The sequence below is a fragment of the Curtobacterium sp. 22159 genome, assembly GCF_052045775.1.
GTDB lineage: Bacteria > Actinomycetota > Actinomycetes > Actinomycetales > Microbacteriaceae > Curtobacterium.
Map to the genome: position 1 here is coordinate 236837 of NZ_JBQEPN010000002.1, position 20853 is coordinate 257689.

Sequence of the window (20853 nt, forward strand, 5' to 3'; positions counted from 1 at the left end):
TTCCCTAGACTGGCGCGGATGCAACCGCCCGTGCTCTCCCCGTACCAGTCGCTGATGGCCGCCACGCCGGTCGTGCACCGCTCCGTGCAGGTCGACGGCCGCACCACGCACTACTGGGAGTACGGGCCGGCCGGCGCCGAGCAGACGGTCCTCGCAGTGCACGGGTTCCGTGGTGACCACCACGGTCTCGAGACGATCGCCGCGCACCTCGAGGGTGTCCGGGTGGTCGTGCCGGACCTGCCGGGCTTCGGGATCTCCGACCCGTTGCCGGTGTCGGACATCGACTCCTACGTCACGTGGTTGACCGGCTTCCACACGGCGCTCGGGCTCGCGCGCGACACCGTCGTGCTCGGGCACTCGTTCGGGTCGATCGTCGTCGCCGCGACGGTCGCCGCCGGGCTCGACACGCGGCTGCTCGTCCTCGTCAACCCGATCGCCGCGCCGGCGCTGCAGGGCCCCCGGGCGGTGGGCACGGGCATCGCGATCGGCTACTACCGTGCCGGCGCCCTCCTGCCGAAGACCCTCGGCCTCGGGCTGCTCCGGAACCCGGCGATCGTCCGGGCGATGAGCATCGCGATGCTGAAGTCGCACGACCGCGATCTCCGCCGCTGGGTGCACGACCAGCACGACCGGTACTTCTCGGCCTTCGCGAACCGCACCAGTGTGCTCGAGGCGTTCCGGACCTCGGTCACGCACGACGTGTCCGAGTACGCCGACCGCATCGCGGTGCCCGTGCTCATGATCGCCGCAGAGCGCGACGACATCACGGCGGTGCCCGAGCAGCAGGCGTTGGCGGCGCGGCTCGCGGACGCCGAGCTCGTCGTCGTGCCGGAGGTCGGGCACCTGGTCCACTACGAGACGCCGGACGTCGCTGCAGCCGCGGTGCTGCGTCGGATGGCGGACACGCCGAAGCGGCGGCGGAAGTCGCGGTCGGCAGCGCGGGCCACGTCGAGAACGCAAGAAACGCCACGGCAGGATGCTCGCCCGACGCCGAGTGCCCCCGAGACGCCCGCCGGGCAAGCGGCTCGCCCGACGCCGACTGCCGACGCCGAGACACCAGCGGGCCCGGCTGCTCAGCCGACCGCGGACGGAGCCGACTCGTGACCCGGCTCCGCATCGGCATCGACTGCCGCTACGTCCGGATCGGCCGCCACGACGGCATCAGCCGCTTCACCGCCGGAGTCGTCGCACACCTGCCGGCCCGGCACGACTACACGCTCCTGGTCAACGACGAACGGCAGCTCGAGTCGCTGCCGGACCACCTGCCGTGGGAGCTGCTGCCCGCACCCACCGAGGCCGGCGAGCCGTTCGTCGCCCGCACGGTGAACCGGCTCGGCCTCGACGCCGTGTTCTCCCCGATGCAGACGATGGGGTCGCGCGGTCGGCACTACGCCCTCGTCCTGACCCTTCACGACCTCATCTACTACCGGAACCGCACACCACCGCGGGAGTTCTCGTGGCCGATCCGCCTCGGCTGGCGGGCGTTCCACCTCACCTGGACGCCGCAGCGTCTGCTGCTCGACGGTGCCGACGGCGTCGTCACCGTCTCCGAGACGACGGCCGGCCTCATCCAGCAGCACCGGCTCACGAAGCGCCCCGTCACGGTGGCGTACAACGCGGCCGACCCCGCCGAACGTCGTGAGCAGAACGGTGCCCGTGAGAAGTCACTCGTCTACATGGGGTCCTTCATGCCGTACAAGAACGTCGAGACCCTCGCGGCCGCCCTGCCCCTCCTCGGTGCGGACTGGGTGCTGCACTGCATGTCCCGGGTGTCCGACGCCGATCGTGCCCGACTGGTCCGTCTCGCCCCGGCGGGCGCGATCGTCTTCCACGACGGTGCCTCGGACGACGAGTACCTGTCGGTGCTGAGCTCCGCCACGGCCTTGGCGACGGCGTCCTACGACGAGGGGTTCGGCATCCCGCTCGTCGAGGCGATGGGCGTCGGGACGCCGGTCGTGGTGAGCGACATCCCGATCTTCCGCGAGATCGGCGGTGACGCGGCCGAGTACTTCGACCCGTCCTCCCCGTCCGCGGTCGCGCAGGCGGTGCGCAGACTGGAGGCGCGGTGGGACGCCGCCTCGGAGGCCTCCGTCGCGCAGGCGGCCCGCTTCCGTTGGGACGACTCGGCCGAGCAGGTGGTGCGAGCGGTCGAGCGCGCGGTCGAGGACCGGCAGGCGCGGGCCCCCCGCTGAGGCGGGCGCTCCGGCGTGCGTCAGCGCGACGGAGTGGCCGACGTGACCGCGGCCCCCGGGAACACCGCGTGCGCCGCGTGCGACGCCTTCGCGACGATCGCGACGAGCACGTCGCCGGTGCCCGGCGTCTCGACCGAGATCACCTGCCCGCGCGGGTCGTCGGACGGTGCGTCCGCGGTCCACGCGCAGTGCACGCCGGTCACCCCGCCGATCGTGTCGAGCTGCCGCGCGAGTGCCAGCCGTTTCCGGGTCACCCCCTGGTCGCCCGAGACCCCGATCTCCAGGTTCCCGAGGTCGACGATCGCGAACACACGCACACCGTTCCCGCTGGCGGCGTCGGCTGCCCGGCTGAGTGCGTCGACCACCGCGGTCCGCTCGTCGTCGGACAGCGTGGGGGAGACCTCGACGGCGGACGACACGTCGTAGCTGGCGAAGCCGGTCTTGTCCTGCTCTTCGTTCGTGATGCGCTCGACGCCGTCGAGGTCACGCGCGGTGGCCGTGAACCGGTCGAGCGCGGACTGCGGCTGCGGGAAGACCCCACCGACACCTTTCTGCACCCCGGCGACGATGGTGAGGAGCGCGACCGCGAGGACCCCGGCGGAGACGATCACCCCGACGCCGACGAGCGTGCCGCGCCGGGCGCGCTGCCGGGGCGTGCGGACCGGCGTGGAGGCGGTGCCGGGACCGAACGCGCGGTCGAGGTCGTCCGCCTCCTGGGGCTGAGGCCAGCCCTGCCGTGCGGTGCCGCTGTCGGGTCCGTCGACGGTCATGTCGGCCCCTTCCACGCGCTGGTCTGCGAGTGCATCGGAGCCTAGTACCGCGCGTGCGACGGTGACCCGGGTTCGGTCGCTCCGCGCGGGCGCCATGCCGGAGCCCGCCCTACCCCCGGCGTTCGAGGGGGTTCTGGTACTCGAAGGCGTACCGACCGGGGCCGTCCGACACGTCGTCGATGGGGTCGTCGAACCGGACGAGCTCGGCGTGGAAGCGCTCCGGGTCCCACCGGAACGAGTGCACCGAACCGTTGCGGATGGGGGTGTGCTGCCGGTCCGCGGTGCCGGGAGCGGCGGCGTTCACGACGCTCCGGATCACGGCTCCGTGGGTGGCGACGACCACGCTGCCGGCGTCGAACCGGACCGCGATCTCGCCGAGCGTCTCGGTGACGCGCGCGAGCAGGGCGCTGCGGGACTCCCGCCCGGGGATGTCGTCGTGCGGGTACCGCTCGAGCACCTCCTCGTTCGTGAGCCCCTCGGCCTCCCCGTACGACCGTTCGACGAGCCCCGCGTGGGTCGTCGGCGTCCCGAGGCCGAGCCGCTCCGCGATGATCGAGCCCGTCTCGAACGCGCGCGACAGCGGCGAGGCCACGACGGCGTCGAACCGGCGTCGGGCGAGCAGCTCGGCGGTCGACGCGGCCTGTCGGCGTCCGGTGTCGTTCAGGGGGATGTCCGTGGAGCCCTGGATGCGCCGTCCGGCGTTCCAGTCGGTCTCGCCGTGCCGGACCAGGTAGAGGAGCGTCGTCACCCGTCGATCATCGCAGACGGGTCGAGCCGCGCTGCCAGTGCCTCGAGCGTCTCGGTGGTGCCGGCGTCGAGCTTCACGGCGGCACGACGGTCGCTGCGGGTCGCACCGCGGTTCACGATGACGACGGGGTGCTTGCGGCGCGCGGCGTGGTCGACGAGTCGCACGCCGGAGTTGACGGTCAGCGAGGACCCCACGACGAGGAGCGCCTCGGCCTCGGCGACGATGGACACGGCTTCCCGGAACTTCTCGGCGGGCACGAACTCGCCGAAGAACACCACGTCGGGCTTGAGGACACCGCCGCACACCGAGCAGTCCGGCACGCGGAACCGCTCGACGTCCGTGATATCGACGTCGCCGTCGGGCTGGAGCTGCACCGACCCCGGTTCGTCGATCCACGGGTTGTCGCGGTCGAGCACGGTGGCGAGGTCCGCCCGCGAGAACACCTGCCCGCACGTCAGGCACACCGCTCGGTCCATCGAGCCGTGGATCTCGACGACCCGGCGCGATCCGGCTCGGAGGTGCAGCCCGTCGACGTTCTGCGTGACGACGCCCGTGACGATCCCGTCGCGTTCGAGTGCCGCGAGCGCACGGTGTCCCTGGTTCGGACGCGCTCCGGCGAAGGTGCGCCACCCGAGGTGCGAGCCCGCCCAGTACCGCTGGCGCTTCGCCGGGTCCGCGCGGAACTCCTGGAAGGTCATCGGCTTGCGCACCACACGGCCCTCGCCCCGGTAGTCCGGGATGCCCGAGTCGGTGCTCAGCCCGGCACCCGACAGCACGGCGATCCGCTTGCCGGCGAGGAGCTCGACGGCGCGGTCCAGGTCGTCCGCGGTGGAGGCCGTGTCCGCGGGGCCGGTCGGTTCGCTCGTCGCCATCGTGTTCACGGTACCCTCAACAGCCGACCGCCCCGGTCACTTCCCGATCGTCGCCGTGCCGGAGACCGACCCGGCCCACGGCCACCCCACACCGAAACGAGCCACGTGCACGCCGTCCGCATCGACACCCTCGACGACCCCCGCCTCGACGACTTCGCCCGGCTGACCGACGTGGCGCTCCGTCGGGTGACCGAACCCGAGGGCGGCCTGTACATCGCGGAGTCGAACACGGTCATCGAGCGAGCCGTCCGGGCCGGCCACGTCCCGCGGAGTGTGCTGGTGCAGGAGAAGTGGCTCGACAGCGTCATGCCGCTCGTCGCCGACCACGACGGTCCGGTCTTCGTCGGTCCGGACGCCCTCCTCGAGGAGCTCACCGGCTTCCGCATGCACCGGGGCGCGCTGGCGGCCGTGCAACGCCCCGAGCTGCCCGAGGTGGCCGACGTCGTCCGGGACGCGAAGCTCGTCGTGGTGCTCGAGGACATCGTCGACCACACGAACGTGGGGGCGGTGTTCCGCAGCGTCGCCGGGCTCGGGGCGGACGCGGTGCTCGTCAGCCCGCGCTGCGCCGACCCGCTGTACCGGCGGAGCGTCCGGGTCAGCATGGGGACCGTGCTCCAGGTCCCGTGGACGCGCATCGGGGAGTGGCCCGCCGCCGGCGAGGAGCTCCGCGCGCAGGGCTTCCACCTCGCCGCGATGGCGCTGACGGACCGCTCCGTCGACCTGGACGCCTTCGTCGCCGACGTCCCGGAGAAGGTCGCGCTCGTCATGGGCACCGAGGGGCAGGGGCTCACCGACGCCGCGGTCTCGTCGGCGGACACGACGGTCCGGATCCCCATGGCGCACGGCGTCGACTCGCTCAACGTCGCCGCCGCGAGCGCGGTCGGCCTCTGGGCGGTCGCGCACGCCCAGCGAGCCCGGTAGCGCGACGCGCCGTCCGCGTCCGCTCCGGTCGCACGACGCGCCGTCCGCGTCCGTTCCGGTCGCACGACGCGCCGTCGCTGCCGGAGGTGAGCGGCCCGTCGTGCGACGAGAACCGCACCCGGCCGGACCCGACCGCAGCCGACGGCCCCCACCCACCCGCGTGAGCCGCACGGGGTGCGCGCCACGCGCCTCCAGTACGCTCGGGTGTCGTGTCACGAGTCGTCCGCCGCCCCCGCTCCGCCGTCCGGAGGCCGGTGACGATCTCCGTCGTCGCCGTGCTGGTCCTGGCGGTCGGCTACCTCGTGGCCGCGGCAGTCGTGCCGTTCGCCCCGGCGAGCGCCTCGACCACCACCTACGCGGCGCCGACCTCGTCGGTGCCGGACCTGCGCTTCCCCGGGTACGGCGCGACGGCGGTCGAGGCGACGGACTTCCCGGAGAGCCTGCGGACCAGTGGTGACGCGAAGCCCCGGTCGATCGCGAGCATCTCGAAGGTCGTGACGGCGCTGGTGGTCCTCGACGAGAAGCCCCTGCAGCGTGGGCAGGCGGGTCCGACGATCACGTTCACGCCCGCGATGGAGGGGCTCTACGCGAAGTACCTCGCCCTGGACGGCGAGGTCGCCCCGATGCCCGCCGGGCTGAAGCTCTCGGAGTACCAGACCCTGCAGGTCATGCTCATGAAGTCGGCGAACAACTACGCCGGGTCGTTGGCGATCTGGGCGTTCGGGTCGTTGGACGCGTACGAGCACGCCGCCGCGTCATGGCTGCACGAGCACGGGCTCGACCACACCTCGATCCGGGAGCCGACGGGTCTCGACCCGGCGAACCGGTCGACGGCGACGGACCTGGTGACGCTGGGGCAGCTGGCCCTGGCGAACCCGGTGGTGAAGGAGGTCGTCGGCACGAAGACGGCCACGGTGCCGGGCGCGGGTGCGATCGAGAACTCGAACAAGCTCCTCGGGCTCGACGGCGTCGAGGGCATCAAGACCGGCACCCTCGACCAGGCCGGAGCGTGCCTGCTGTTCGCCGCGACGTACGAGCGGGGCGGGAAGCGGGTGACGGTCGTCGGCGCGATGCTCGGCGGCGTGGACCACGACTCGCTGGACCAGGACGTGCAACGGCTGCTCCGCTCGGTGGCGGACAACTTCCAGGTCGTCACGCTGGCGCACGCCGGCCAGACGTTCGGGACGTTCTCGACGCCGTGGCAGGAGGAAGCGGACGCGGTGGCGTCGTCGGCAGCCGAGGTGCTCGTGTGGGGGAGGACGACGGTGTCGGCGAGGACCCACCTCGACCGCGTCACCCTGGGCACGAAGGGCGAGCGCGTCGGGAAGGTCCGCTTCACGATCTCGGACCACGACCCGGTCACCGTGCCGCTCGTGCTCGCCCGCCCCATCGAGGACCCGGGCATCTGGTGGCGGTGGACGAACCCGTTCCAGGGCGCGTGACGCCGGTGGCGGTGCTGCGGCCGTGGCGGCGGGCCGATGCCCCGGCGCTCGTGGTCGCCTCGGCGGACCCGGAGCTCGCGCGGCAGCTCGGCGGCGTGCGGTTCAGCGACGTCGAGGACGCGGCGGCCTTCATCGCGAGCGTGTACCGGCTGGACGATCGTTCCCGGAACTGGGCGGTCGTCGAGGCCGACGGCGGGTCGGGCGCGGTGCTCGGGAACGTCGCAGTGACGTCGATCGAGCACACGCACGGGACCGCGTGGGTGTCCTACTGGCTCCTGCCGCGTGCGCGCGGCCGCGGGCTGGCCACGCGTGCGCTCGTCGCTGCCGTCGATGACGCCGTGGCCCTCGGTGTGCACCGACTCGAACTGGGGCACCGGACGAACAACCCGGCGTCGTGCGCGGTCGCGACCCGGGCGGGGTTCTCCGCCGAGGGGATCGAGCGCGAGAAGCTCCGCTACGGCGAAGAGCGGTTCGACGTGGAGACCCACGCGCGCCTGGCCACCGACCCGCGCCCTGCCGTCGTCCCGCTGCCGTTCCGGCACGACGCCCCGTAGTGTCGGAGGGGTGACGACGACGTTCCCCCGCTCCGCTCCGTCCGCGCTCGGCATCGACGCCGGCGGCATCGCCCGGTTCCTCGACGCGCTGGAGACCACTCCCGACGTGGAGCCGCACGGTCTCATGCTGCTCCGGCACGGCCGCGTCGCCGCCGAAGGGTGGTGGCACCCGTACGCAGCGGACCGGGTGCACCTGCTCTACTCGCTGAGCAAGAGCTTCACGGCGGCAGCGGTCGGGATCGCGGTCCGGGAGGGACTCGTGGACCTGGACGCGACGGCGCTGTCGTACTTCCCGGAGCTCGACGGCGACGTCACGGACGACCGGAGCCGGCGCATCCGGGTCCGGCACCTCCTCGCGATGGCGAGCGGACACCGGGAGGAGACGCTCGACCGTGCCGCGGACACCGACCCGGACGACCTGGTCCGGGGGTTCCTCCTCACCCCGCCCGACGAGGAGCCCGGCTCCGTGTTCGCCTACAACCAGCCGTGCACGTACACGCTCGCGGCGATCGTCCGCCGGGTCAGTGGTGACTCGCTCGTCGAGTACCTCCGCCCGCGGCTGCTCGACCCGCTCGGGATCACGGACCTCGCCTGGCGCCGCGACGACACCGGCGCCGAGCTCGGTTTCAGCGGCTGCTACGCGCCGACGTCCGCGATCGCCGCGCTCGGGCAGCTGTACCTGCAGCGCGGCGTGTGGAACGGCGAGCGCCTCCTCGACGAGGACTGGGTCGCCGCGGCCACCAGCACGCAGGTCGCGAACCCGGACGAGGCGAACCCGGACTGGCGGCAGGGGTACGGTTTCCAGTTCTGGATGGCCCGCCACGGTTTCCGCGGTGACGGCGCGTACGGCCAGTTCTGCGTCGTGCTGCCGGAGCAGGACGTCGTGCTGGCGCTCACCGGCCAGAGCCTGGACATGCAGGCGGTGCTCGACGCGGCGTGGGAGCACCTGTTGCCCGCCCTCGACGCTGCGGACGTCGACGCCGCCGACGATGCGGCCCTGGAGGCGCGGCTCGCCTCCCTGGGACTGCCCGCGGCCGTCGGCGGTCGGCTCCCCGACGACGCTGCCGGGTCGTTCGCCGTGGACGGCGTCGTCGAGGGGCTCCGGCTCGAGCGTGGTGCCGACGGGTGGCGCGTGTCGCTCGACGTGGACGGCGGTTCGTCGACGGTCCCGGTCGGCGAGGGCGTGTGGGCGAGCGAGGGCCCCCTCGCGGCGAGCGCGGCGACGGACCCCGACGACGGTTCGGTCGTGGTCGACGTCCGCTTCGTCGAGACGCCGCACGCGATGCGCCTGCGGCTCGATCCGGCGGCACGGCGGGCGGTCGCGGCATGGGTCACCGAGCCGCTCCACGACGGCCCGCTCGACCTCCACCGACCCGTCGACTGACCGAGCGCCGGGCTCCGGAGGGCTACGGCGTGTCGGCCTTGTGCTCGACGACGTCCTGCAGCTCGGGACGCTTGGGCGTGACACCGTCGCCGGAGGAGGTGTGCTTGATGCGCCGGACGACCCACGGGACGAGGTACTCGCGCGCCCAGCCGAGGTCCTCGGCGCGGGCTTCCCGCCACGGCCTGGCCTCGAGCGGCTCCGGGTTGAACGGCTCGAGCCCGTGCTGGACGCCGAGCGTGTCGAGCACGGCGGCGGCCACCGTCGCGTGACCGGTCGGGGAGTGGTGCAGGCGGTCCGGCGCCCACATCCGCGGGTCGCGGAGCACCCGGAGCGCCCACATGTTCGCGACGAGGGCGCCGTGCTTCAGCGCGATCGCGTGCAGGTTCTCGTTGTAGATCGCGGTCTTCCCGCGCACCATCCCGAGCACGGGCGTCATGCCGACGTCGGGTCCGGTGAACAGGACCACGGTCGCGCCGTCGCTCCGCAGCCGCTCGACCATGGTGTCGACCCGTTCCGCGAGTTCGTCGGGGTCGGAGCCCGGTCGGATGATGTCGTTGCCGCCCGCGGACACCGTGACGAGGTCCGGTCGCAGCGCCAGTGCCGGCTCGACCTGCTCGTCGATGATCTGCTGGAGGAGACGCCCGCGGATCGCGAGGTTGGCGTACGCGAAGTCGTCCGACTGGTTCGCCAGCACCTCGGCCACCCGGTCCGCCCAGCCGCGGTTGCCGCCCGGCACGGTGGGGTCGGGGTCCCCGATCCCCTCGGTGAACGAGTCACCGATCGCGACGTACCTGGACCACGGATGACGATCTGACACGCCTCGGACCATAGTCTCGTGGCATGACGAAGGCCAACCCCGCCGAGAGCCTCCCCGACGACCTGCTCGAACGGATCGCCGCTCGCGCGCCCGGCTACGACGCGGACAACGCGTTCTGCGCGGAGGACCTCGACGAGCTCCGTGCCGCGGGGTACCTCCGGCTGGGCGTGCCGGAGGAGCAGGGCGGCGCCGACCTCGGGCTGGCGGCGACCGCCGCCGTCCAGCGGCGGCTCGCGCAGGCCGCACCGGCGACGGCGCTCGGGCTCGGGATGCACCAGGTCTGGGTGCAGGCGGCGCGCGCGGTCACCGCGCGGGGTGGGTCGTTCCTCCAGACCGTCACCGACCACGCGGCGGACGACCACCTGCTCGCGTTCGGGGTGAGCGAGCCCGGCAACGACGCCGTGCTGTTCGACTCGACGACGACGGCGGACCCGGACGGCGCGGGCGGCTACCGCTTCACGGGGACGAAGGTGTTCACCTCCCTCGCGCCGGCGTGGGACGTGCTGAGCGTGTTCGGCAAGGACGCCAGCGGTGCCGAGCCCCGGCTCGTGCACGGCTTCGTGCTGCGGTCCGACGGTGACGTCGAGCACCTCGACGACTGGGACACCCTGGGCATGCGGGCGACGCAGAGCCGCACGACGCGGTTGCACGGTGTGCACGTGCCGACGGACCGGATCGTGCGCAGTCTGCCGGTCGGGCCGAACCAGGACCCGCTCGTGTTCGGCGTCTTCGCCGCGTTCGAACTCCTCGTCGCGTCCGTCTACGTCGGCATCGCCGAGCGCGCGATCGACCTCGCGGTGGCGGCCGTGCGTCAGCGCCGGGCACTCGACGGCACGCCGCGGGCGGAGGACCCGGACGTCCGTCGGGCCGTCGCCGACGCACGGGGTGCGGTCGACGCCGTCGAGCTGCAGGTGTCGTCGTTGGCGCGATCGGTGGACGAACTCGACGACCTCGGCGCGCGGTGGTTCCCGTTGCTCGTCGGCACGAAGGCGCGGGCGGTCGACACAGCCCAGCACGTGGTGGACGAGGCGATGCGCGTGGTCGGTGGCGGGGCCTACCGCACCACGTCGGAGCTCGCCCGACTGGCGCGGGACGTGCGGGCGGGGCAGTACCACCCGTCGTCGCGGGACTCCGCGGCCCGGACGATCGCCACCAGCGTGCTGGGGCCGCTCCCGGACTGAGCCGTCGTGCCGGGACGGGTCCGGCCGGGGATGTCGGTGGCGGCTGGCATCATCGGCGTGTGAGCAAGCAGGACGGACGCAACCGGCTGGTGTCCGACGCACCCGTCGACGACCTGACCGCGACCGTGCTCCACGTCGACATGGACGCCTTCTTCGCCTCGGTGGAGCTGCTCGACCGGCCGGACCTCCGCGGACTCCCGGTCATCGTCGGGCACGACTCCGACCGGTCGGTGGTGACGGCCGCCACGTACGAAGCACGCAAGTACGGGGTGAACTCCGCGATGCCGATGGCGGTGGCCAAGCGCCGCTGCCCGTCGGCGATCATCGTCGAGCCGCACTTCGAGAAGTACCGCGACAAGTCCGCCGCCGTGATGGCCGTGTTCGACCGCTTCACACCCCGCGTCGAGAAGCTCGGCATCGACGAGGCGTTCCTCGACGTCGCGGGTGCGGTGCGGTTGTACGGCACCCCGTGGGAGATCGGCCGGGCGATCCGTGCCGCCGTGTTCGCCGAGACGGGCCTGCACTGCTCCGTGGGTGCGGCGTCGACGAAGTTCGTCGCGAAGCTCGCGTCGAGCCGGGCGAAGCCGGACGGTCTGCTCGTCGTACCCGCGGCCGACACCGTGGCGTTCCTGCACCCCCAGCCCGTGTCGGCGCTCTGGGGCGTCGGCGGCAAGACGCAGGAGACGCTCGAGCGGCGGGGCATCCGGACCGTCGGCGACCTCGCGACGACCCCGCTCGCGTCCCTCGTGTCCGCGCTCGGGCCGGCCGGCGGGCAGCGCCTGCACGACCTCGCCTGGGGACGCGACCCCCGGTCCGTCGAGAGCGGCGGCCTCGGTGAGAAGTCCATCGGGCACGAGGTCACGTTCGGCCACGACCTCACGGAGCGTGACGACGTGGCCCGTGAACTCCTCCGCCTCGCCGACAAGGTCGCCGTCCGTCTCCGCCGCGCCGACGTCCAGGCGCGCACCGTGGCGCTGAAGGTGCGGTACACGGACTTCAGCACGTTGACCCGCTCGAGGACACTGGCCGAACCGACGGACGTCGCGAAGCGCCTGCACCGCGAAGCCGTCGAGCTGTACGACGTACTGCACCGGCCGGGCAACCGGATCCGACTCATCGGGGTGCGGGGCGAGAACCTCGTGCCGGCGGCGGCGAGCAATGCGCTCTGGGACGACGACGCGCCGTGGCGGGAGACCGAGACCACGATCGACGCGGTGTCTGCCCGGTTCGGCGCGGGCGTGCTGCGCCCCGCGTCGCTGGTCCGCGGCGCGCCCGAGGGGCACGTCCCGCACGCTCGGCAGGACGGCGGGTGACGGTAGAATCGTCCGAAGTGAGCGCAGCCGAGTACACCGATCAGCCAGGGGCGGGGGACCAGCCCGCGGCCCTGTGGGACGACAGCGCAGCGGCCGGTGCCGCCGATCCGGACGGCACGGCTGCCGCGACCCACGACGACGCCGTCGCCGCTGCCGAGGCGGCCGGCAACTCCGCCGTCCAGCACCTGTCGCCGGCGTTCCCCGACCGGGCGGCGTGGGGTACGGCGTCGAAGCTGCGCGCCTGGCAGGTCGAGGCGCTGACGAAGTACTTCGAGACCGAGCCGCGTGACTTCCTCGCCGCGGCGACCCCGGGCGCCGGCAAGACGACGTTCGCGCTCCGGCTCGCGACCGAGCTCCTCGCCCGCGGCACCGTGGACCGCATCGTCGTGGTCGCCCCGACCGAGCACCTGAAGCGGCAGTGGGCGGACTCCGCCGACCGGGTCGGCATCCGGATCGACCCGATGTTCAAGAACGGCGACGGGATGTTCGGCCGCCACTACCAGGGCGTCGCGATCACCTACGCCCAGGTCGGGATGAACCCCGAGGTCCACCAGAAGATCACCGCGGGCGGCAAGACGCTGGTCATCCTCGACGAGGTCCACCACGGCGGGGACGCCCTCACCTGGGGCGACGGCATCCGCGAAGCCTTCTCCGGGGCCACCCGCCGGCTGTCGCTCTCCGGCACACCGTTCCGGTCCGACACCGCGCCGATCCCGTTCGTGCAGTACGCGCCCGACGAGCAGGGCATCCGCACCTCGATCTCCGACTACAACTACGGGTACGGACGCGCACTCAAGGACGGCGTGGTCCGTCCGGTCCTGTTCATGGCGTACGCCGGGCAGATGCGCTGGAAGACCCGCATGGGCGACGAGATGTCGGCGTCCCTCGGTGAGCAGGTCACGAAGGACATCACCGCGCAGGCGTGGCGCACCGCCCTCTCACCCGAGGGCGAGTGGATGCCGGCGGTCCTCTCCGCCGCCGACAAGCGCCTGACCGAGGTCCGGCGCGGCGTGCCGGACGCCGGTGGTCTCGTGATCGCCACGGACACCACGACCGCCCGCGCCTACGCCCGGATCCTGCAGCGCATCACCGGCGAGCGTCCGACCGTGGTCCTCTCCGACGAGGCCGCCGCCTCGAGCCGGATCCAGGCCTTCTCGGAGGACACCTCCCGGTGGATGGTCGCCGTCCGCATGGTGTCGGAAGGCGTCGACGTCCCACGACTCTGCGTCGGCGTGTACGCCACGAGCGCGAGCACGCCGCTGTTCTTCGCCCAGGTGATCGGTCGCTTCGTGCGTGCGCGACGCCGTGGCGAGACCGCGTCGGTGTTCCTGCCGAGCGTGCCCGGGCTGATGGCCCTCGCAGCATCCCTCGAACTCGAGCGCGACCACGCCCTCGACCGCCCGAAGGACGCCGACGACGGGATGTACAACCCGGAAGACGCGATGGTCGCCGAGGCCAACAAGGAGGACCGCGCGTCCGAGAGCCTGCTCGAGGTCCAGCCGTTCGAGGCGCTCGACTCGCAGGCGTCGTTCGACCGCGTGCTCTACGACGGCGGCGAGTTCGGCAGCGGGGGAGAGGTCGGCTCGCTCGAGGAACTCGACTTCATCGGCATCCCCGGCCTGCTCGAACCCGACCAGGTGCGGGACCTGCTCCGCGCGCGGCAGGCGTCCCAGGCGAAGCGGGCCAAGGGACGCACACCGAAGACCGGTCTGCCGAAGTCCGCCGAGCAGGAGAACCGTCCGCTGTACCAGACCATCAAGGAACAGCGGTCCGAGCTGCACCGGCTCGTGTCGATCTGGTCCCGGCACTCGAACGAGCCGCACGGTGCCATCCACGCCGAGCTGCGCCGGATCAGTGGTGGTCCGGCCGTCGCGCAGGCGAGCACCGAGCAGATCCAGAAGCGCATCGACATCCTGCGCTCCCGGATCGGCGGTCGACGGTGAGCCGACGCCGGTGATCGAGTCCGTCGACGACCGCACCTGGTACGTCAAGCGCGACGCCGAGTCCTCGCCGGAGGCGATCATCGACCGCTTCGGCGGCGGGTACCGGTTGCGTCGGTTCTCCCTGACGGAGGCCCGACGGACCGCCCACGGCGTCTACACGGGCCTCGACCTCGCCGAGACCGCGTGGTGGCGGCTCCGCGACAGGCCGCGGAACTCATGACACACCAAGCCGGATTCCGGTAGACCGGAGCAATGGCAGACTCCATCCCTCACGTCCTCGTCCTCGGCGGCGGCTCCGCTGGCTACACCACCGTCAAGCAGCTCCAGAAGCACGCGGCGACCGTGCCGATGCGCATCACGCTGGTGGACCAGAACACGTACTACACGTACCTGCCGTTCCTGCCCGAGGTCGCCGGCGGCCACATCGCGCCGAAGGACGTCACGGTCGAGCTGCGCCGCGCGCTCCGCAAGACCCGCGTGATCCAGGGCAAGGTCACCGCGATCTCCTCGAAGGACAAGACCGTGTCGGTCGCCACGGCCGGTGGCGACGACCGCACGCTCGGCTACGACCAGCTCGTCGTCGCGCTCGGCTCCGTCACGCGCACCTTCCCGACGCCCGGTCTCGAGGAGTACGGAGTCGGCTTCAAGAGCGTCGAGGAAGCCGCCTACGTCCGCGCGAAGCTGCTCGACAACATCGCGAAGGCAGCTGCCACCCGCGACGAGGACGAGCGTCGTCGCCTCCTCACCAGCATCTTCATCGGCGGCGGGTACACCGGCGTCGAGGCGATCGGCGAGCTGTTCGACGTGTCGCAGGCCGCCATCAAGACGTACCCGTCGCTCGCGGGCGAGCACCCGCGCTGGGTCCTCATCGACGCCCTCGACCGCGTGGCGCCCGAGGTCGGTCCCGACCTGTCGAAGTGGACCCTCGAGTCCCTCCGCGCCCGCGGCATCGACGTCCGCCTCAAGACCACGATGCCCAGCTGTGAGGGCGGCGTCGTGAAGCTCTCCGACGGCGACGAGTTCGCCTCCGGCCTCATCGTGTGGACCGCAGGCGTCAAGCCGAACCCGCTCCTGGACGCCTCCGACCTGCCGCGGGGCCCGAAGGGACACCTCGCCGCGAACGCGAAGCTCCAGGTCGAGGACGAGGCCACGCACGAGGTCGTCCCGGGCGTCTGGGGGCTCGGCGACGTCGCGCAGGTGCCCGACCTCACGGCCGAGAAGCAGCCGGCCTACTACCCGCCGAACGCGCAGAACGCCGTGCGTCAGGCGGTCGTCGCCGCGGACAACGTGGTCGCCACGATCACCGGCAAGCCGCTCGAGGAGTACCGCCACCCCTCGATCGGCACCGTCGCCTCGTACGGTGTCGCCAAGGGCGCGGCGAACATCAAGGGCATCAAGATGACGAACCTGCTCGCGTGGCTCGCCCACCGCGCGTACCACGTGTACGCGATGCCGACGCTGAACCGCAAGGCCCGCATCGTCATCGGTTGGGTCACCGGCGCCGTCTCGGGTCGCGACGCGACCTCGCTCATCAAGGAGACCGACCCGCGTCGCGCCTTCGTCGAGGTCACCAAGTCCTAGACGCCCGTCCGTCATCCCCCTGGTGCGACCACCGGGGTCGCGTCCGCGCCGTCCGTGCGGCAGACTGACTCCCTCGGTGCTCGCGCACGGAGGTCCCGCGAGGACGGTCCCGCCCGTGTCCACCACCCCATCCACCTGCTCCCGCTGCGGCTCGGCCCGCGTCGACCGCGTGCACCGCTGCCCCGGTCCCGTCGACCCGAACCGCGCACTGCGGCTGACCGACCCGGCCATCGCAGTGCTCGACGTGCTCCGAGGCCTCGGCACCCCGCTCGTCGTCGGCGGCACGGTCCGTGACCTGCTGCTCCGCGAGGCCGGTCGGCCCGTGCCCCACCGTGCACGGACCGACGTCGACGTGGAGTTGCACGGCGGGCCGGACACGCCTGCGGTCGCCGACGCGCTCCGCGACGCGGGCTTCGTGGTCGTGGCCGCCGGTGCACGGTTCGAGGTCCTCAAGGTGGTCCACGACGGCACCCACGTCGACGTCGCGGTCGTCGCGGGTTCCGACGCCCTCGACCACGCCGTCTCCGCCTCGGCCGCCCGGCGGGACTTCACCGTGAACGCCGTCGCCTGGGACCCTGCCGCGAACGTGATCCTCGACGCCGTCGGCGGTGTCGACGACGCCTTCGCCGGCGTCCTGCGGCACACGTCGGACCGGTTCGCCGACGACCCGCTGCGGGTCCTGCGCGCCGTCCAGTTCGTCGCCCGGTCCTCGTTCGCGGTGCACCCCGGCACGATCGAGCTCGCTCGTTCGCTGAGCGACCGGTTCCCCGAGATCGCGCGGGAACGCGTGTGGCCGGAGCTCCGCAAGCTCACGGACGGTGACCACGTCGCCGCAGCGCTCGACGTCCTGCACGCCACGGACTGGGAACGGCACTTCCCGGAGCTGGCCGCGGTGCGGGACGTGCCGCAGGACCCCCGGTGGCACCCGGAGGGCCCGGTGCACGTGCACCTGGGGCTCTCGGGTGAGGCGGCTGCGCGCGCCTGCACGGCGGACGGGGTGGTCGGCGACGAGCGCGTGGTGGTCGTCCTCGCGGCGGTGCTCCACGACCTCGGCAAGGCGGGCGACGGTACCCGCGAGGAGCGGGACGAGGACGGCCGGATGCGGATCCGCAGCCTCGGACACGAGGTGACGGGCGCGGTCGCCGCCCGCGCGCTCCTGCGGCGCGTCGGAGCTCCTCGGGTCGTCGTGGAGACCGTCGCGGGCATCGTGCGGGAGCACATGGTCGCCCACTCGACCAACGGCGCACCCCCGACCGTCGCCGCCGCGCGACGGCTGCTGCGGCGGCTGGGCGGCTCGCTCGACACCGCGAGGGCCTGGGCTCGGGTGTGCGAGGCGGATGCGCGCGGGCGAGGAGCGGCGTCGAGCCGGAGCCCGGCGTGGTCCTGGTTCGAGGTGATGTCCGGCGACGCCGTCGCGGGACGCCGGGAGCCGCTCCTGACCGGGCGGGACCTCGTCGCCGCCGGACTCGTGCCCGGTCCGCGGGTCCGGGCGCTGCTCGCCGAGGCGGCGGACGCGCAGGACGACGGTGCGTTCGACGACCGCGCGGCGGCTCGCCGCTGGCTCGAGAGTCGTCTCGTGTCGGACGGGACGTCCTCGGCGTGAGCGCGGCCGGGGGCCGGAGCCGCGCCTCCCGTCCTTTGTGTGTCGGCACCCACCCGGTGAGGTCGACTGTGGTGGTCACGAGCGAGAGGAGCGCACATGCGCGCCATGACCTACCGCGGGCCGTACCGGATCCGCGTCGAGGAGAAGCCGGACCCCCGGATCGAGCACCCGAACGACGCCGTCGTCCGGGTGGAACGGGCCGCGATCTGCGGCTCGGACCTGCACCTCTACCACGGCATGATGCCCGACACCCGGGTCGGCCACACCTTCGGGCACGAGTTCATCGGCGTCGTCGAGCAGGTGGGGTCGTCGGTCGAACGCCTCGCCGTCGGAGACCGGGTGATGGTGCCGTTCAACGTGTACTGCGGGTCCTGCTGGTTCTGCGCCCGCGGCCTGTTCTCGAACTGCCACAACGTGAACCCGAACGCGACGGCCGTCGGCGGCATCTACGGCTACTCGCACACCACCGGCGGCTACGACGGCGGCCAGGCCGAGCGCGTCCGCGTCCCGTTCGCCGACGTCGGTCCCTCGGTCATCCCGGAGTGGCTCGACCCGGAGGACGCGCTCCTCATGACCGACGCGCTCAGCACCGGGTACTTCGGCGCACAGCTCGCGTCGATCCGTGAGGGGGACACCGTCGTCGTGCTCGGCGCCGGACCCGTCGGGCTCTTCGCCGCGAAGTCAGCGTGGTTCATGGGTGCCGGGCGGGTGATCGTCGTCGACCAGCTGGAGTACCGGCTCGAGAAGGCACGGACGTTCGCGCACGCCGAGACGATCAACTTCGCCGAGGTGGACGACGTCGTGCTCGAGATGAAGCAGCAGACCGACTTCCTCGGGGCCGACAGTGTGATCGACGCCGTCGGTGCCGAGGCGGACGGCAACTTCACCCAGCAGGTGACGACGTCGAAGTTCAAGCTCCAGGGTGGCTCGCCGACCGCGCTGAACTGGGCGATCGACGGCGTCCGCAAGGGCGGCACGGTGTCAGCGGTCGGCGCCTACGGACCGATCCCGAGCGCCGTGAAGTTCGGGGACGCCATGAACAAGGGGATCACGATCCACACGAACCAGGCGCCGGTGAAGCGGCAGTGGCCGCGGCTGCTCGAGCACATCCAGGCCGGCCACCTCAAGCCGAGCGAGATCATCACGCACCGGATCCCGCTCGACCACATCGCGGAGGGGTACCACCTCTTCTCGTCCAAGCTCGACGGTTGCATCAAGACCGTCGTCGTCCCGTGAGCCCGACCACCGCAGGAGATCCCGTGTCCGATCACACGCCGTACATCGCCGACCCGCCGCGCCGCGTCCCGTCGGCCGCTGAGCTCCGCGAGCGCATCCCCGGATGGGGGAGCGACCTCGACCTGGCCGACCGCCCGTCGGTCCCGAAGCTGTCCCGCGAGGTGGGCCTCGCCAGCGGGGCACACTGGGACGTCCCCGAGCAGCAGCCGGGAGCCGACCACCGGGAACGCTCCATCGAGCACGCACACGTCACGCCGGCGTTCGGCACCGCGCAGCCGCTCGCCGGTCTGGCGGGAGTCGTCAAGCGGTACGCGTACCGCCGGTTCAGCGAGGGGCGCCTGGCGCACTGGATGCTGCTCGTCGTCGGTGACCGCATCGACGTGGCCACGCACCGGGTGTCGGATGCGCTGCACGGACGCCCGGACCGGGTGATCCGCGAGACCGGCGTGCGTGCCGAGCGGGGGAAGCACCCGGTGGCGTCGCGCCTCGGCTCCTCGCGTCGAGACTGGCGGCACGGGCTGCTCGATCCGCTCGTCGCCAACTGGGGGTGGCTCGCCGCACTCGGCGGGGCCGTGCTGCTCGTCCGTCGGCTCCGTCGCCGCTGACGCCCCGAGCGAAGCGGGGCGGCACTCGCCGGGAGGAACAACAGGAAATGCCCCTGGCCGAAAGGCCAGGGGCATCCCATTTCCTGTGTCCGAGGGGGGACTTGAACCCCCACGCCCTAATACGGGCACTAGCACCTCAAGCTAGCGCGTCTACCAATTCCGCCACCCGGACAGGGTGTTCATTCACTTGTCAGCAGTCGTTCCGGGCTGTTTCCCCGGCGTTCCTGCCGAGAGAAGACACTAGCACGGCTCTGAACGCCCGATGAACACGGCCGCGCATCCCGGGCGCGTCCCGAGGTGTCGGGGCGTTCCGGCTCCGTCGGGCGTCCCCGCTCACGGGCGGGCCCGGGGGGACCGGTACCGTGGCAGCATGACGAACCCCGAGGCGACGCGCACCGACCTCGAGGCCACCGCGGCGATCGCCCGTGACCTCATCCGCATCGACACCACGAACTGGGGCGAGGGGAAGTCCCGCGGTGAGACCGAGGCCGCGCACTACGTCGAGGCGGAACTCCGTCGGCTGGGACTCGAGCCGCAGCTGTTCGAGTCGGAGCCCGACCGTGTGAGCGTCGTGGCGCGCGTGCCCGGACGTGACCGCGACAAGCCGGCGCTCGTCGTGCACGGCCACCTCGACGTCGTGCCCGCGGACCCGGCGAACTGGTCGGTGGACCCGTTCGGCGGCGAGGTCAAGGACGGCATGCTCTGGGGTCGGGGCGCGGTCGACATGAAGAACATGGACGCGATGATGCTCACGTCACTGTCGGACGTCATCGAGCAGCAGGGCGCGCCCGAGCGGGACCTCGTGATCGCGTACTTCGCGGACGAGGAGGCCGGGGGCGTCCTCGGCTCGCACCACGTCGTCGAGCAGCACCCGGAGGTCTTCGCCGGCGCGTCCGCCGCGATCAGCGAGGTCGGCGGGTACTCGATCACGCTGGGGGACCGCCGCGCGTACCTCCTGCAGACGGGCGAGAAGGCCCTCATGTGGATCAAGCTCGTCGCGACGGGCACGGCGGCGCACGGTTCCCACGTGATCCGGGACAACGCGGTGACGAAGCTCGCGGCGGCCGTCGCGCGGATCGGCAGCGAGGAGTGGCCGGTCCGACTCTCGGCGACGACGGACGCGATGGTGGCCGCGGTCGCACGGTTCCTCGGGGTGGACCCGACCGTGACCGGGCCGGACGAGGTGGCCCTCGCGACGGGGTCGGCGTCGCGGTTCATCCACGCGGCCCTGCACACCACGTCGAACCCGACCGTGCTCTCCGCCGGCTACAAGCACAACGTGATCCCCGACCAGGCCGAGGCGCTCGTGGACATCCGGTGCCTCCCGGGCGACGAGGAGTCCGTCCTCGCTCGGGTGCGCGAACTCGCCGGCGACGACGTCGAGGTGGTGATGTCGTTCCGCGACATCGGGCTGGAGCAGGACTTCGGCGGCCCGCTCGTCGACGCCGTGCGGGACGTGCTCGGACGTCACGACCCGGGTGCCCCGGTGCTGCCCTACCTGCTCTCGGGCGGCACGGACAACAAGGCGCTCTCGACGCTCGGGATCGCCGGCTACGGGTTCGTACCGCTGCAGCTGCCCGCGAACGTGGACTTCCCGGCGATGTTCCACGGCGTCGACGAGCGCGTGCCGCTCGACGCTCTCGCGTTCGGTCGACGCGTGCTCGGCGACCTGCTCGCCACGTACTGATATT

At 72.5% G+C, this 20853-nt stretch carries 19 protein-coding genes and 1 tRNA gene; 15 read left to right on the forward strand and 5 right to left on the reverse strand.

The genetic code is table 11. The features are described from left to right. Positions 1-18 precede the first annotated feature (18 nt). The gene (locus tag ACTJKO_RS03235; protein WP_440685601.1) at positions 19-1104 is read left to right on the forward strand and encodes an alpha/beta fold hydrolase; all 1086 of its coding nucleotides are present in this window, start codon (positions 19-21) and stop codon (positions 1102-1104) included. After that, a complete protein-coding gene (locus ACTJKO_RS03240; RefSeq protein WP_440685603.1) occupies positions 1101-2192 on the forward strand; it encodes a glycosyltransferase family 4 protein in 1092 nt (363 codons plus the stop codon). The genes ACTJKO_RS03235 and ACTJKO_RS03240 overlap by 4 nt, the downstream gene beginning before the upstream one ends. Before the next feature lie 20 nt (positions 2193-2212). Here ACTJKO_RS03240 and ACTJKO_RS03245 read toward each other — a convergent pair whose 3' ends face one another. From ACTJKO_RS03245 to ACTJKO_RS03255, 3 genes are all read right to left on the reverse strand, one after another. Then, positions 2213-2962: a hypothetical protein gene (locus ACTJKO_RS03245; protein ID WP_440685605.1), complete on the reverse strand. Its 750-nt coding sequence runs from the start codon at positions 2960-2962 to the stop codon at positions 2213-2215. Positions 2963-3071: 109 nt separating this feature from the next. Beyond that, on the reverse strand, positions 3072-3710 hold the full coding sequence (locus ACTJKO_RS03250; RefSeq protein ID WP_440685607.1) for a histidine phosphatase family protein: 639 nt from the start codon (positions 3708-3710) through the stop codon (positions 3072-3074). Continuing rightward, entirely contained in the window at positions 3707-4582 is an 876-nt protein-coding gene (locus tag ACTJKO_RS03255; RefSeq protein WP_440685609.1) for an NAD-dependent protein deacetylase, read from the reverse strand. The genes ACTJKO_RS03250 and ACTJKO_RS03255 overlap by 4 nt, the downstream gene beginning before the upstream one ends. 105 nt (positions 4583-4687) lie before the next feature. On the opposite strand from ACTJKO_RS03255, the gene ACTJKO_RS03260 reads away from it, so the two are divergent. The 4 genes from ACTJKO_RS03260 (at position 4688) to ACTJKO_RS03275 (ending at position 8883) form a co-directional block, all read left to right on the forward strand. Continuing rightward, positions 4688-5503 carry a TrmH family RNA methyltransferase gene (locus ACTJKO_RS03260; RefSeq protein WP_440685611.1) on the forward strand — a complete coding sequence of 272 codons (816 nt, stop codon included), beginning with the start codon at positions 4688-4690 and terminating at the stop codon, positions 5501-5503. Between the two features lie 209 nt (positions 5504-5712). Beyond that, on the forward strand, positions 5713-6945 hold the full coding sequence (locus tag ACTJKO_RS03265; protein WP_440685613.1) for a D-alanyl-D-alanine carboxypeptidase family protein: 1233 nt from the start codon (positions 5713-5715) through the stop codon (positions 6943-6945). Further along, positions 6942-7499: a GNAT family N-acetyltransferase gene (locus ACTJKO_RS03270; protein WP_440685615.1), complete on the forward strand. Its 558-nt coding sequence runs from the start codon at positions 6942-6944 to the stop codon at positions 7497-7499. The genes ACTJKO_RS03265 and ACTJKO_RS03270 overlap by 4 nt, the downstream gene beginning before the upstream one ends. Before the next feature lie 10 nt (positions 7500-7509). Next, complete coding sequence (locus ACTJKO_RS03275) at positions 7510-8883, forward strand: serine hydrolase domain-containing protein (RefSeq protein ID WP_440685617.1); 1374 nt, start codon at positions 7510-7512, stop codon at positions 8881-8883. A 22-nt stretch (positions 8884-8905) separates the two neighbouring features. Here the strand turns inward: ACTJKO_RS03275 and ACTJKO_RS03280 are convergent, their stop codons facing one another. Beyond that, positions 8906-9700 (reverse strand): SGNH/GDSL hydrolase family protein, encoded by a 795-nt coding sequence (locus ACTJKO_RS03280; RefSeq protein WP_440685619.1) that lies wholly within the window; start codon positions 9698-9700, stop codon positions 8906-8908. Positions 9701-9723: 23 nt separating this feature from the next. Here ACTJKO_RS03280 and ACTJKO_RS03285 point away from each other — a divergent pair, with 23 nt between their 5' ends. The 8 genes from ACTJKO_RS03285 (at position 9724) to ACTJKO_RS03320 (ending at position 19162) form a co-directional block, all read left to right on the forward strand. Next, complete coding sequence (locus tag ACTJKO_RS03285) at positions 9724-10881, forward strand: acyl-CoA dehydrogenase family protein (RefSeq protein ID WP_440685621.1); 1158 nt, start codon at positions 9724-9726, stop codon at positions 10879-10881. Between the two features lie 59 nt (positions 10882-10940). Continuing rightward, positions 10941-12194: a DNA polymerase IV gene (dinB, locus tag ACTJKO_RS03290; RefSeq protein ID WP_440685623.1), complete on the forward strand. Its 1254-nt coding sequence runs from the start codon at positions 10941-10943 to the stop codon at positions 12192-12194. A gap of 17 nt (positions 12195-12211) precedes the next feature. Continuing rightward, positions 12212-14137: a DEAD/DEAH box helicase gene (locus tag ACTJKO_RS03295; protein ID WP_440685625.1), complete on the forward strand. Its 1926-nt coding sequence runs from the start codon at positions 12212-12214 to the stop codon at positions 14135-14137. A 10-nt stretch (positions 14138-14147) separates the two neighbouring features. After that, positions 14148-14357 (forward strand): hypothetical protein, encoded by a 210-nt coding sequence (locus ACTJKO_RS03300; RefSeq protein ID WP_440685627.1) that lies wholly within the window; start codon positions 14148-14150, stop codon positions 14355-14357. A 32-nt stretch (positions 14358-14389) separates the two neighbouring features. Beyond that, positions 14390-15718 carry an NAD(P)/FAD-dependent oxidoreductase gene (locus ACTJKO_RS03305; protein WP_440685629.1) on the forward strand — a complete coding sequence of 443 codons (1329 nt, stop codon included), beginning with the start codon at positions 14390-14392 and terminating at the stop codon, positions 15716-15718. Positions 15719-15833: 115 nt separating this feature from the next. Continuing rightward, positions 15834-17321, forward strand: coding sequence for an HD domain-containing protein (locus ACTJKO_RS03310; RefSeq protein WP_440685631.1), 1488 nt, complete (start codon positions 15834-15836; stop codon positions 17319-17321). 96 nt (positions 17322-17417) lie between these two features. After that, positions 17418-18557, forward strand: a complete 1140-nt coding sequence (locus ACTJKO_RS03315) for a zinc-dependent alcohol dehydrogenase (RefSeq protein WP_440685633.1) — start codon at positions 17418-17420, stop codon at positions 18555-18557. A gap of 23 nt (positions 18558-18580) precedes the next feature. Continuing rightward, on the forward strand, positions 18581-19162 hold the full coding sequence (locus tag ACTJKO_RS03320) for a hypothetical protein (protein ID WP_440685635.1): 582 nt from the start codon (positions 18581-18583) through the stop codon (positions 19160-19162). An 86-nt stretch (positions 19163-19248) separates the two neighbouring features. On the opposite strand, the gene ACTJKO_RS03325 is transcribed toward ACTJKO_RS03320, so the two are convergent. Then, a tRNA-Leu gene (locus ACTJKO_RS03325) sits at positions 19249-19334 on the reverse strand. 198 nt (positions 19335-19532) lie between these two features. Here ACTJKO_RS03325 and ACTJKO_RS03330 point away from each other — a divergent pair. After that, complete coding sequence (locus ACTJKO_RS03330) at positions 19533-20849, forward strand: M20/M25/M40 family metallo-hydrolase (RefSeq protein WP_440685637.1); 1317 nt, start codon at positions 19533-19535, stop codon at positions 20847-20849. The last annotated feature ends 4 nt before the right edge of the window (positions 20850-20853 follow it).

What these genes read in the sequence shown, in the direction of transcription:
- ACTJKO_RS03235 (WP_440685601.1), top strand. Translation starts at nt 19, where the DNA reads ATGCAACCGCCCGTGCTCTCCCCGTACCAGTCGCTGATGGCCGCCACG.
- ACTJKO_RS03245 (WP_440685605.1), bottom strand. Translation starts at nt 2,962, where the DNA reads ATGACCGTCGACGGACCCGACAGCGGCACCGCACGGCAGGGCTGGCCT.
- ACTJKO_RS03255 (WP_440685609.1), bottom strand. Translation starts at nt 4,582, where the DNA reads ATGGCGACGAGCGAACCGACCGGCCCCGCGGACACGGCCTCCACCGCG.
- ACTJKO_RS03285 (WP_440685621.1), top strand. Translation starts at nt 9,724, where the DNA reads ATGACGAAGGCCAACCCCGCCGAGAGCCTCCCCGACGACCTGCTCGAA.
- ACTJKO_RS03305 (WP_440685629.1), top strand. Translation starts at nt 14,390, where the DNA reads ATGGCAGACTCCATCCCTCACGTCCTCGTCCTCGGCGGCGGCTCCGCT.
- ACTJKO_RS03315 (WP_440685633.1), top strand. Translation starts at nt 17,418, where the DNA reads ATGCGCGCCATGACCTACCGCGGGCCGTACCGGATCCGCGTCGAGGAG.
- ACTJKO_RS03330 (WP_440685637.1), top strand. Translation starts at nt 19,533, where the DNA reads ATGACGAACCCCGAGGCGACGCGCACCGACCTCGAGGCCACCGCGGCG.